Here is a 12876-nt window from a genome sequence, read left to right on the forward strand (position 1 = left end):
TTTTTGCCTACTCCATCCCGCCCTGTTCCCCTTTACCAAATAGCCTAAAATCCCTATCTTACCAACTCTTAAAACAAACTTCTTTTGTATGACAAGCAAGATTCTGACCCTCGCAGTAATGGGACTGCTCACCTTCGGCGCCGCATCCGCCCAGAAACAACAAAAACTCTTCAACGGCAAAAACCTTGACGGATGGAAAGTGCACGGCACCGAGAAATGGTATGTGGAAAAAGGTGAACTGATCTGTGAAAGCGGTCCCGATAAAGAATACGGCTACCTGGCCACCGATAAGACCTTCAAGGACTTTGAACTGACGGTGGACTTCAAACAGGAAGCCAACGGCAACAGCGGCGTATTCTTCCACTCTTCCCTCGATGGCACAAAGATCTCCGGATGGCAGGCCGAAGTAGCGCCTCCGGGCAGCAACACCGGCGGCATCTATGAATCCTACGGCCGCGGATGGCTGATCAAACCAACACCGGAAAAAGATCAGTACCTTAAAATGGGCGAATGGAATACCATGAAAGTAGTGGTTAAAGGCGACCAGGTGACCACCTACCTGAACGGGCATGAGATGATCACGCTCAGCGATGAGAAGATCGGCGCAAAAGACGGACAGATAGCCCTGCAGATCCATTCCGGCGGCGGCATTAAAGTACGCTGGAAGAATATCAAAGTAAGAACATTATAAACGGTGGCTAAAAAGCCGCTCCTGAACAAATGATGGGGACTGAACCGCATTGATGCGATGTGCTGCCCCATCATTTTACTTTTTCATCAATATTGCAGCATGACTTCACTACCAGAACAGATCAGGGAAACCACCCGGTTCCTGCAACAACAGGGCTTTGAAGCCCCTACCACCGGTGTTGTATTAGGCACCGGCCTCGGCGAACTGATCAAAAAAATAGCTATCCAACAGAGCGTATCGTACAAGGACATCCCGCATTTTCCGGTATCCACGGTGGAATTCCACAAAGGGCAGCTGATCTTCGGCCACATCGGCAGAACATCGGTGATCGCCATGCAGGGGCGGTTCCATTATTACGAAGGGTATTCCATGGAGCAGATCACTTTCCCCATCAGGGTAATGAAAGCCCTGGGCGTACAGCAGCTGCTGCTGAGCAATGCCGCCGGAGGCATGAACCCCGCTTTCAAAAAAGGCGACCTCGTATTGCTGGACGATCACATCAACCTGCAACCGGAGAACCCGCTGCGCGGTCTTCACCATCCTGAATTCGGACCGCGTTTCCCCGATATGAGCAGACCTTATGATCCGCAGCTTTCCGAAAAACTGCAGATCGCCGCTACTGCCGCCGGGCATTCCATGCATAAAGGCACATACGTTGCCGTGACCGGCCCTAACCTTGAAACCCGGGCGGAATACCGCTTCCTGCGCATGATCGGCGGAGACGTTGTGGGCATGAGCACCGTACCGGAAGTGATCGTGGCCAACCAGGCGGGACTGCCCTGCGCGGCCGTTTCCGTGGTCACGGATGAATGCGATCCGGACAACCTGGCGCCCGTGGCCATTGAAGAGATCATTGCCGTGGCCGGTAAGGCAGATAAAGTATTAAGCGGGATATTCGCGGAAGTGATCGCGGAAATGACCTGAGCGGCAGGACTTGTTTAACTGGATTTACGGATGATCAGTTCGGTCTTCAGTACCCTGATGATCGTTTTCCAATCCGCCACATCACGCGCGATCTGTTCTATCAGCAGCTGCGCAGCTGTGCGGCCGATTTCCCGGACGGGCTGCGATACCGTGGTCAGCGATGGTTCTATCAGTCCGGATGCAAAATCATTGCTGAAGCCCACCACCGCAATATCGTCCGGCACCCGCAAACCGCGCTTCTTGATCACCTGGATCGCCTCTATCGCCGTAGGGTCGTTCACCGCAAAAATGGCATCCGGCGGGTGTTCCAGGTTCAACAGGTGATTCACGTAGATCTTCACTTTGTCCACATTCAGATCATAGGAGATGATCAGCTCCTCATCCACATCCATATTGTTCCGTTTAAGCGCAGCCTTATACCCGCTGAGCCTTCGTTCACTGATCTTGAGTGAGGCCGGCCCCGCCAGGTGGGCGATCCTTTTCCTCCCCCGTTCCAGCAGGTAATTCACGGCACGGTAGGCGCCATCGTAATCATCCACGATCACCTTTGGCACATCCATATCATCACATACCCTGTTGAAAAAAACAATGGGGATCCCCTTCCGCTGGAAGATCTTCAGATGATCGAAATTGCGCGTTTCCTTGGTAATGGATACCAGGATACCGTCCACCTGGTTAGCCAGCATCACTTTGGTATTCGCCACTTCCGTTTCATAACTTTCATTGCACTGGCAGATGACCGTATTGTAACCGGCCTGCCCCGCCACTTCCTGCGCCCCCATGATCACGTTCGGGAAAAAAGAACTGTAGAACTCGGGCACGATAATGCCGATAGTATTCGTTTTCTTCGTGATCAGGCTGATAGCCAGCATGTTTCGCTGATAATCCAGCTTCTCCGCCAGCTCCAGCACGGCCTGCCGGGTATCCGGGTTTACGCTGGGATGGCCTGTCAATGCCCTGGAAACAGTGGATTTCGAGAGGTTCAGCTCCTTCGCTATATCAATGATCGTTACCTGGTGTCTTTTCATCGTGTGCTGCATTTTTGCCGTTCCGTAAAGAAACGAAATAATTCCTTTCATGGGAACATTCCCACAAATTGGGAATGTTCCCAACGTGGAAACAGGGATTTTTTTATCCCCCGAACAACTGTTAATTATAAACTTGGGTTACAATCTTAAATTCACACGTATGAAAAAGCTGTTGCTGACCATTGGCATTTCTTTGCCGTTTCCACTTATCCCATTTCACAAAGCTTCTCTGCGCATCTTAAACTTTTAAAAGAGCTGGTTGTATGACAGTAAGATTTCTAATGCTGCTATTCGTCCTGTCCGGGACGTTGCACACCATGGCACAGGTTGCCGACAATGCCAAAACAGTCACGGGGAAGGTCACGGACCCCGATAACGCTCCACTGGAAGGTGTGAACGTAGTATTGAAAGGCAAAACAACAAAAACCACCACCAATGAAGAAGGCATTTATTCCATCCGCGTAGAAGACCCGGCCACCGCCGTGCTGGTGTTCTCCTACGTGGGCTTCCACAACAGGGAAGTAAAGCTCAACGCCACCACGACCATCTACAACCTGCGGATGGAAGCGGCGGTGCAGGGGCTGAACGATGTAGTGGTGATCGGCTACGGCACCGTCAAAAGGCGGGACCTGACCGGCGCCGTAGGCGAGGTAAAAATAGAAGACATGGAAAAAGCGCCTGTGGCTTCCTTTGAACAGGCGCTGGCGGGCCGCGTGGCGGGACTGCAGGTTTCTTCGGTGGACGGACAGCCCGGCTCCGGCCTGAATATCGTGCTGCGGGGCAACAACTCCGTTACGCAGGACAATTCCCCGCTCTACGTGATCGATGGCTTTCCGATGGAAAATCCATCCAACGACATCATCAATCCGGCGGACATTGCATCCATCGAAGTGCTGAAAGATGCTTCCGCAACGGCGATCTATGGCGCCAGAGGCGCCAATGGCGTGATCATGATCACCACCAAAAAAGGAAAAACCGGTGCGCCGGTAGTGAGCTACCAGGCCTGGGCCGGCGTCCAGCAAAACATCAAACAACAGGAGATGCTGGACCCTTATGAATTTGTGAAATACCAGCTGGAGCAAAACCCTACATTCTACGGATCTGTATATCTCGATAACGGCAAAACACTGGAAGATTACCGGAACGTGAAGGGCATCAACTGGCAGGATATGGTGTTCCGCGATGCCTTTATGCATAATCACAACATTTCCGTAAGAGGCGGTAATGACAAGACACGATATTCCGTTTCCGGCTCCCTCCTGGGGCAGGATGGTATCATTATCAACAGCGGCTATAAACGTTACCAGGGAAGAGTTTCGCTGGATCAGACCATCAGCGGCAAATTCAAAGTGGGTATCAATATCAATTATACATCCACCAAAAGGCACGGCACCATCTCCAATTCAACATCAGATGGCAGAGCATCCGGCCCAACGGCCAGCCTGATGTACAGCGTATGGGGCTACCGCCCGGTAACCGGTGATTCGCTCAATGACATCAATATCATCGATGAGCCGTTTGACCCGGATGTGGACCCGCTCAATGAATACCGCATCAACCCGGTTATCTCCAACAGGAATGAATACAACCCGGTCTTTAACAATACGCTCATTTCCAACGCTTACCTTGAATACAAACCGGCAAAATACTTTACACTGAGAGTAACCGGTGGCCTCACTAAAACGGCCATACGCCGCGAAAAATTCAACAACTCAAATACCCGCTCCGGCAATCCAAAAAGCGGAACACTTGGTGTGAATGGCTCTATCAGCAATGCCGAAACGGTGAACTGGCTGAATGAGAACACGCTCACCTACGCACGCAATTTCAATAAGGTGCATAACCTGAACGTGGTGGGTGGTATGTCGCTGCAACAAGTGTCCTCACACAGCTACGGCTTCAGCGCTTCACATATACCGAATGAATCCCTCGGCATCAGCGGGCTGGATGAAGGATTGATCACTACCGCGCCCACATCAAAGTCCACCAATGCACTAATGTCTTTCCTGGGCCGTGTGAACTATGGCTACAAATCCCGTTACCTGCTCACCGTTTCCTTCCGTGCGGATGGCTCCTCCAAATTCCCCACCAATGCCAAATGGGCTTACTTCCCCTCCGGCGCATTTGCATGGCGGCTGAGCGATGAATCGTTCATGAAGAACATCCGCTTTCTCTCAGATGCTAAAATACGCGTGGGATACGGCTTAACAGGGAACAACCGCGTATCTGACTTTGCATACCTTTCCGCATTGCAGATATTCCCTTACTCCGGTTACAGCTTCGGGGAATCTCCCGTTCAGGGCATCATTCCCAATAACCTCGGCGACACACATCTGAGATGGGAGACAACAGGGCAAACAGGTATCGGTCTGGATCTCGGTTTCCTGAACGACCGCATCACGCTTACAACAGATTACTATAAAAAGAATACCCGCGATCTGCTGCTGCAAGCCACACTGGCGCCGTCTTCCGGATACCTCAGCGGATACCGGAACGTAGGGCGCGTATCAAACGAAGGGCTTGAATTTACATTGAACACGGTGAACATTAAACGAAGAAACTTTTCATGGTCTACCAACTTCAACATCGCCTTTAACCGCAACCGCGTGTTGCAATTAAATGAAGATGAACCAAGTTATGCGTCCCGTATCACCTGGGGCAACTTCAACAACGCATATCCTTATATCGCTATACCGGGGCATCCTATTGCGCTGTTCTACGGCTTCCTGTTTGATGGCATCTATCAATATGACGACTTCGACCAATTGGCAAACGGCTCCTACGTGCTGAAAGAAAATGTGCCGAACAACGGCTCTCCGCGCGCCAATATGCAACCCGGCCATATCAAATACAAAGACATTAACCAGGACGGACAGGTGAACAACAACGATCTCACCATCATCGGAGATCCAAACCCTGTGCACATCGGCGGCTTCTCCAACAACTTCACCTATCGCAATTTCGACCTGAATGTTTTCTTCCAGTGGAGCTATGGTAACGACATCCTGAACGCCAACCGCATAGAATTTGAAGGCGGCGATGTGGTGCGCAGCTATCTGAATATGTTCAAATCAGTTGAAAACCGCTGGACGCCGGAGAACCAGACCAATTCCCTGTACAAGATAGGGGGACAGGGGCCGCTGGTATATTCTTCCCGTACAATAGAAGACGGTTCTTACCTGCGGCTGAAAACGGTGGCGCTGGGTTATACGTTGCCTGCGAATCTTACAAAAAGAGCCGGCATTAAGTCGCTGCGGGTTTATTCTTCCGCACAGAACCTTATTACATGGACGAACTATACCGGTATAGACCCGGAAGTATCTGTCCGCCACAGTGCATTAACACCGGGTTTTGACTGGTCTGCCTATCCTAAAGCGCGCACCATTACTGTTGGACTGGATGTTTCTTTTTAACGATAAAAATGCAAAACGATGAAACGTTTGATCACTATACTTCTCCTGGCCGGCTGCATGTTCAGTTCCTGCAGCAAGTTCCTGGAAACCAAACCGGAAGATTTTGTAACACCGGATAATTATTATAAAACAGAAGCAGACCTCCACCGTGCATTGAACGGTGTGTATAACAGGCTGATCGATAATTGGGGAAGGATGTATTCCCGTGGGCTTTACAGCTACCTCGCTATCAGCGACGAGTTCTTTTACAAAAACATCACCATTAACCACCTGAAGGTAATGGATTTTGATGCAGGCCAGCTGGATGTAGGCAAGCTCTGGGAAGTAACCTACCAGGGGATAGACAGGGCCAACCTGTTACTGGAAAATGTGAACAAGCCGGCGATGGATGAAACAAAACGGAATGCCATCAAAGGCGAGGCCCTCTTCCTGCGCGCCTATTATTATTACATCCTGGTGGACAATTTCGGGAGCGTACCGCTGAAGCTCGTTTCTACCAAGTCCCCTACAGATGGCTATCTGCCCGGAGCACCCATTGCTACGATCTATGACACCATCGTGTCTCACATGCAACAGGCGGAATTACTGGTGAACGACATTGACGGCTATACGAATAATGAACGCATCAGCAAAACGGCTGTACAAGCCATCCTGGCAAGGGTTTTCCTGAAAATGGCCGGTGAGCCGCTAAAAGATGTATCAAAATATGAAGATGCGCTGGCCTATGCGAATAAAGTGATCACTTCCAACAAACACTCCCTGCAACCGGATTACAAACAGATATTCATCAATCATTCCCAGAACCGCTATGACCTCCAGGAATGCCTGTGGGAAATAGGTATGTATGGTGACCAGCAGGGTAATATTCAACTGGCTGGTGCTGTGGGTATTGAAAACGGACTGGAATGCCCGGATGATAACATCGGCTACTCCGGAGGTGCACTGCATCCGACTGCAAGGCTGTTCAATCTCTTTGAGGAAGAAGACCTTCGCCGTGACTGGGCTATTGCTCCTTACAAGTATGTTGTCTCCAACGGCGTAACGAACAAATCATTCTATACGCCTGCACAGATCTATGAACGTACTGCCGGCAAATGGCGCCGTGAATATGAAACCACTTCTCCAAAGAACCGCGTGTACAACTCCACCAATTTCCCCGTGATCCGTTATGCAGATGTCCTGTTGATGAAAGCAGAAGCGGAAAACGAAGTGCGCGGCGTACCTACGCCCGAAGCCTACGAAGCCCTCAACATGGTAAGAAGAAGGGGTTACGGCAAACCGGTAAACACACCGGACCCTGCTGTTGATCTGGAACCCGGCCTGGGCAAGACTGATTTTTTTGCTGCCATACAGGATGAGCGGGCACGTGAGCTTTGCTTTGAAGGCATGCGCAAACACGACCTGATCCGCTGGGGCATTTTCATCTCCAATATGAAATCCCTTGTTGACGATATCGCCGCTACTGCTCCTTCCGGCTACAAATACGCCGCCAACGCAGCAAAGAACACTACGGACAGGAATGTGCTGTTGCCCATCCCTACAACAGAATTAACGGTGAACCGTCTCATCAACCAAAACCCTAACTGGTAGTATCCAATTACAAAAAATACACTGTCATGCGAAAAGCATTATTTATACCGATCTTCTTTATCACCGTCGCGGCCTGTACCAAAGAGAAAGTGACCACGCCGGACTTTGAAGTGTCCACGCCATCACTGACTTACAAAACCGGCGACACCGTCACTTTCCGGATCAGTGGCAATCCTGATAACCTTACGTTCTATTCCGGTGAACCTGGTCAGCAATACGAGTTCAGGGACCGCACCTCCATGCCAAACGAACTGGTGATCAATTTCTCCAGCTTTGTGTCATACGGTGTCATCCGGCAGAACCTGCAACTCATGGTGTCCAGCGACTTCAGCGGTCTGGCGGACAGCAATGCCATCAAAGCCGCCACCTGGACGGACATATCCCATCTGGCAACATTTTCCACCGGTGCGGACCGTGTACCTTCAGGTACTATTAACCTGAAAGACTATACGCAGGAAGGGCATCTGACGTATATTGCTTTCCGTTATACGGACTATAAAAAACCAGGCGGGCAGAACAGATGGGTGATCCGTACTTTTACGGCGGAAAATATCTCGCCGGACAGTTTGGTAACGCCGCTGGCCGTAATGTCCACCGCAGGCTGGCAGGCCGTGAACTTCAGGAACGAGAGCTTTGTCTGGAGCATCACCTCCGCACAACTGCTGATGCCGAGCAGCTCATCCACCGCGGATGATAACGAAGACTGGGTATTCTCCAAAGGATTCGATCCCTATTCCGTTAAGCCCGATGCAGGCACTGCATTGAAGAATATCAGCACCCTGCTGTCAGAACATAAACATGTATATAAAGAACCCGGCACCTATAAAGTGGTATTTGACGCTTCCTCCGTCCGCTATAACGGCGAGAAACGGGTTTTGAAAGAAATTACTTTAACGATCACGAACTAGGATATTCATGAACGCTGTCATTGATACGTCGGTTATTGTTGTGTTTTCGGTATTTATTATGCTGGTAGGGTTTTCTTTCTCCCGCACGGGGCGGAACCTGAAATCCTTTTTCGCCGCCGGTGAAGCGGTACCCTGGTTCATTGGAGGGCTGTCCCTCTTCATGAGTTTTTTCTCCGCCGGTACCTTCGTAGCCTGGGGTTCCATTGCCTACAAATACGGCTGGGTAGCCATCACTATTCAATGGACCATGTGCATCGGCGGGCTGATAACCGGACTCTACCTGGCGCCCAGATGGAAGGCCACCGGCAACCTGACAGCCGCTGAATTTATCCGGGAACGCCTTGGGGACAGGGTGCAGAAAAGCTATATCTACATTTTCATGCTGGTATCCCTGCTGATCAAGGGCTCGGTATTATATTCCGTCGCCCGCCTGGTCAGCTCCTCTCTCGGTTTCCCGCTGATGCCCAGCACGGTGGTGCTTGGCCTGTTCATGATCGCCTACACGGCTGTGGGCGGGTTATGGGCCGTAATGGTGACGGACATCCTGCAATTCGCGATCCTCACCGCCGCTGTGCTCATCCTTATCCCGCTGGCCTTCGATGCCGCGGGCGGCGTGCAGCAGTTCCTGCATTTCTCGCCCGAAGGGTTCTTTGATGTGGTGAACGGCGAATACACCTGGGGCTTCATGATCGCGTTTGCCCTGTACCATATTTTTTACATCGGCGGCAACTGGACGTTCGTACAACGGTACACCAGTGTGGATACACCGAAGTCGGCATCGAAAGTAGCCTATCTCTTTGCCGGATTGTATATCATCAGCCCGGTACTGTGGATGCTGCCGCCGATGGTGTACAAGACCATTAATCCCGGGCTTTCCGGCCTGGACACGGAGAACGCCTACCTGATGATCTGCCAGCACGTACTGCCGGCGGGCCTGATGGGGCTGATCCTCACCGGCATGTACTTCTCCACCTCGGCCTCGGCCAATACAGCGCTGAACGTAGTGTCCGCCGTATTCACCAATGACATTTACAAAGGCAGCATCAATCCCGGCGCTTCCGATAAAAAACTGATGCTGGTAGCCAGGGTATCGTCCTGGTTCTTCGGACTGGGGATGATCGCCATTGCGCTGGTAGTACCGTACATCGGCGGCATCGTGGAATTTACCCTGAGCATCGGCGCCATCACCGGCGGCCCGTTGCTGGCCCCTCCCATCTGGGCCTTGTTCTCCAAACGGCTGACGGGCAGGGTCACCTTGTATGTTACCGTGATCAGCCTGGCCATGAACCTGGTGTTCAAGATCATTCTGCCGTTCACATCGGGCTTCAGGTTAAATCGCGGTGAAGAAATGCTGCTGGGTGTGGGATTACCCTTCCTCATGCTGGCTTTATATGAACTATACGCCGCTTACAAAGGCACCATCAGCAATGAATATACGGAGCTGCAGCAGCGCCGGGCAACGAGGAAAGCATCACCGGTGATCATCAGCGCGGAAGAAGCACGGGAGATCAGGAAGCAGAACAGGTTCGGACTGAACGTGATCGCATTCTCCCTTTCCTTCATTGCCGTACTGCTGTACGTACTGTGCTTCTTCTCCGCGGGAAGCGTGGTACTGGTGGCCTCCATTGCCACCATCATCCTGTTATCATCACTCATTCCGTTGCGCGCCGCGAGGAAGGTAAAATTGGACTGATATGAAGAAATGTACGGGGCTGATAGGGCTATGGCTTTTTGCACAAACAGCAGTTGCACAGCAATATGTTTCGCTGGAAAGCAGCGCGCTGAAGCTCAGCTGGATCAAAAAAGAAAGCGGCTGGCAGCTGCATAACGTCACCGCCGGCCGCACGAAGCTGCGCAAGCCCAGTGGTGAATATACCTTGCTGTATGCCAGGGAAAAACCGGACTCCACGCCCGCGAAGGAATACGCACACTTCCCGGGAAAGCAATACCACTACATCGTTCCCCTCTGGCAGGAGATCACGCAACCGGTACAGCTCAATACGGCGGGAGAAGCCCTGCATTTTTATCCCGCCGGAGCGGTTTCGGGAAAAGATAACGCGCTGGTATTCACAAAAGAGCTGAACACGGCTATGGTGACCACCACCTGGAGCATAGACCCGGTGTATGCATCGGATGTTCGGGTAATTATCAGCCTGCGGGCGAAACAGGCCGGATACTTTTCCATTGCCACGCCTACCATCGCTGCGGCTACGCCCGAAGAATTGCAATGGGCAGGTATTCCCGGCCACTTTCAAAGCAATATGATCGAAAAGGATCTGATCCGGTCCTTTGCCTATATGCAGGGCATTCCTGACAAACCGGTACTGGTCAGGGAACGGACGGCTGCCACGCTTTCTCCCTACATGGAAATGAAGAACAAGGTCACCCTCGCGGTGATCCCTGACCCCGGTACAGGGCAGGACCCCTGGGCATCAGATGCGAAAACCCGCACTCCCTGGCGCCTGGGCCTGTCTCTCATGAACCGGAAAGCCATGCTGACGCCTACGGCCTATCATCCGGTGCTGGGACAGAAAGGATCATTCCTGCAGGCAGGGGACACCGTTTCCTTCTCCTTCCGTTATTCCATTCAGCAGCGGGATTGGTACACCGTGTACAAACATGCGGTGAACGATATCTACCGCTTCCCGGATTTCCTGGCGCTGAAGCAAACCGCGCAATCGCTGACAGACCGGATACTGGCCATGCACCGCTATGTGACCGATGATAAAACGTCCATGTGGCGGACGGAAGATTACAACGGCCTCCGCATCGGCGCGCAGGCCTATCTGGGCGGTGTATATGGCTCCGCCAAAGATGCCATGAAAAATTCCGACTACGGCGCCATGTGGATGCTCGCCAATATCATGCAGGATTCAGTACTGAAGCAAACAAGGCTGCCTTATGCCCGCAACTTCAAGCTGCAGCAGCAGGAGGAGCAGCCGGGCTTCTTTTACGGCGCCGCAGCGGGACAATATTACCTCTCCAAAAGCAAACGGTTCACCGAGGAATGGGGACCATATGTCGAGCCGATAGGGCTGACCTATTACATGCTGATGGATGCCGGTAATATCCTGCTGTTTGAACCGGGCGATACGGTGCTGCGGAATACCCTGCAGAAAGCAGCGGATAAATTGCTGTCGTGGATGGACAGGAATGGCCGCTGGCAGGTAGCATACGATCAGGCCACACGGCAGCCGATGTTTACCGAAGTGGAAGACCTGCGGCCGACTTTCTACGGCCTGGTGATCGCCTACCGGATACTGGGGGACAAAAAATACCTGGATGCAGCACGCAAGGGCGCTGACTGGTATATCGAAAATGCGGTGGAGAAAGGCCGTTTCCTGGGCGTTTGCGGAGATACCCGTTTTGCGCCGGACTTTGCCACAGCCCAGAGCGCACAGGCGCTGCTGGAGTTATACGACATCACAAAAACAGCACGTTATCGCAACGCGGCAACAGCCGTGGCAAGATTATACACCACCTCCATCTACACCCATCCCATCCCCGGTACCGCCATCAAAACCGTGAACGGGGCCCGGCGGCAGGATTGGGAGATCAGCCAGGCAGGCCTGAGCTTTGAGCACGGCGGTAGCCTGGGGTCAGCCAACTACCGCGGCCCGATCCTGCTGGCAAGCCATGCCGGGATGTTCGTGCGGATGTTTGCCCTGACCGGCGATTCACTTTTTCTGAACATGGCGAGGGCCGGAGCCTTGGGCCGGGATGCATTTGTAGACCCGCAGACGAGCGTGGCTTCGTATTACTGGGATGTGATGAATAAAGGCGCTGGCCCCTACCCGCATCATGCCTGGTGGCAGATCGGGTGGATCACGGATTACCTGCTGGCCGAAGCCGGCATGCGCTCCGGCGGAAGGGTGACATTCCCCCGCGGTTTCATTACCCCGAAAGTTGGGCCGCACCAGTCTTACGGCTTTGCACCGGGCGAGGTGTACGGCACTCCGGCAGACCTGTTGCTGAAAGAAGGCCTGCTTCATACCGGCAGTCCTTACCTGGACTATTACTGCGCCATCAACCGGAAAGAAAAGCAACTGTTTTTCATCCTGCTGAATAATGATGATGAACAACTTCATACCAGGTTGCAGGTGGATTACAGCAAACTCTCCCTGCAGGACGGTAACGCACAGCGCACCACACTGAAAACAGCTGACGGCAAACGCTCCCTTCACCCCGTCGATGCATCGCTGATCACCGTGAACGGAGAAAGAAAAAAACTTCATGACGTGTACACGATCCCGTTATCACTGGCACCATATGGCATCGCAGTGATAGCAGTCACCTATAACTAGATCATGCGGATAATAAAC

Annotated in this window: 8 protein-coding genes; 7 read left to right on the forward strand and 1 reads right to left on the reverse strand. The window is 52.3% G+C overall.

The genetic code is table 11. The annotated features are described in order from the left end of the window. Positions 1–88: 88 nt before the first annotated feature. Positions 89–691 carry a DUF1080 domain-containing protein gene (locus FW415_RS24565; RefSeq protein WP_210420790.1) on the forward strand — a complete coding sequence of 201 codons (603 nt, stop codon included), beginning with the start codon at positions 89–91 and terminating at the stop codon, positions 689–691. A gap of 99 nt (positions 692–790) precedes the next feature. Further along, entirely contained in the window at positions 791–1615 is an 825-nt protein-coding gene (locus FW415_RS24570) for a purine-nucleoside phosphorylase (protein ID WP_148389727.1), read from the forward strand. Between the two features lie 14 nt (positions 1616–1629). Here FW415_RS24570 and FW415_RS24575 read toward each other — a convergent pair whose 3' ends face one another. Continuing rightward, the gene (locus tag FW415_RS24575; RefSeq protein WP_148389728.1) at positions 1630–2643 is read right to left on the reverse strand and encodes a LacI family DNA-binding transcriptional regulator; all 1014 of its coding nucleotides are present in this window, start codon (positions 2641–2643) and stop codon (positions 1630–1632) included. Between the two features lie 263 nt (positions 2644–2906). On the opposite strand from FW415_RS24575, the gene FW415_RS24580 reads away from it, so the two are divergent. The 5 genes from FW415_RS24580 to FW415_RS24600 are packed head-to-tail and all read left to right on the forward strand — an operon-like array spanning position 2907 to position 12858. Continuing rightward, a complete protein-coding gene (locus tag FW415_RS24580; protein ID WP_246858860.1) occupies positions 2907–6056 on the forward strand; it encodes a TonB-dependent receptor in 3150 nt (1049 codons plus the stop codon). An 18-nt stretch (positions 6057–6074) separates the two neighbouring features. Continuing rightward, positions 6075–7646: a RagB/SusD family nutrient uptake outer membrane protein gene (locus tag FW415_RS24585; protein ID WP_148389729.1), complete on the forward strand. Its 1572-nt coding sequence runs from the start codon at positions 6075–6077 to the stop codon at positions 7644–7646. A gap of 26 nt (positions 7647–7672) precedes the next feature. Beyond that, positions 7673–8554, forward strand: a complete 882-nt coding sequence (locus FW415_RS24590; protein ID WP_148389730.1) for a DUF5017 domain-containing protein — start codon at positions 7673–7675, stop codon at positions 8552–8554. A 7-nt stretch (positions 8555–8561) separates the two neighbouring features. Then, positions 8562–10247: a sodium:solute symporter family protein gene (locus tag FW415_RS24595; protein WP_148389731.1), complete on the forward strand. Its 1686-nt coding sequence runs from the start codon at positions 8562–8564 to the stop codon at positions 10245–10247. A 1-nt stretch (position 10248) separates the two neighbouring features. Next, positions 10249–12858 (forward strand): glycerophosphoryl diester phosphodiesterase, encoded by a 2610-nt coding sequence (locus FW415_RS24600; protein WP_210420791.1) that lies wholly within the window; start codon positions 10249–10251, stop codon positions 12856–12858. The last annotated feature ends 18 nt before the right edge of the window (positions 12859–12876 follow it).

Origin of the sequence: Chitinophaga sp. XS-30 (genome assembly GCF_008086345.1) — a bacterium.
Lineage (GTDB): Bacteria > Bacteroidota > Bacteroidia > Chitinophagales > Chitinophagaceae > Chitinophaga.

Bases quoted from the DNA above. Each gene is read 5' to 3' on its own strand.
- FW415_RS24585 (WP_148389729.1), top strand. From the start codon at position 6,075: ATGAAACGTTTGATCACTATACTTCTCCTGGCCGGCTGCATGTTCAGT.
- FW415_RS24565 (WP_210420790.1), top strand. From the start codon at position 89: ATGACAAGCAAGATTCTGACCCTCGCAGTAATGGGACTGCTCACCTTC.
- FW415_RS24575 (WP_148389728.1), bottom strand. From the start codon at position 2,643: ATGAAAAGACACCAGGTAACGATCATTGATATAGCGAAGGAGCTGAAC.
- FW415_RS24580 (WP_246858860.1), top strand. From the start codon at position 2,907: ATGACAGTAAGATTTCTAATGCTGCTATTCGTCCTGTCCGGGACGTTG.
- FW415_RS24590 (WP_148389730.1), top strand. From the start codon at position 7,673: ATGCGAAAAGCATTATTTATACCGATCTTCTTTATCACCGTCGCGGCC.
- FW415_RS24600 (WP_210420791.1), top strand. From the start codon at position 10,249: ATGAAGAAATGTACGGGGCTGATAGGGCTATGGCTTTTTGCACAAACA.
- FW415_RS24570 (WP_148389727.1), top strand. From the start codon at position 791: ATGACTTCACTACCAGAACAGATCAGGGAAACCACCCGGTTCCTGCAA.
- FW415_RS24595 (WP_148389731.1), top strand. From the start codon at position 8,562: ATGAACGCTGTCATTGATACGTCGGTTATTGTTGTGTTTTCGGTATTT.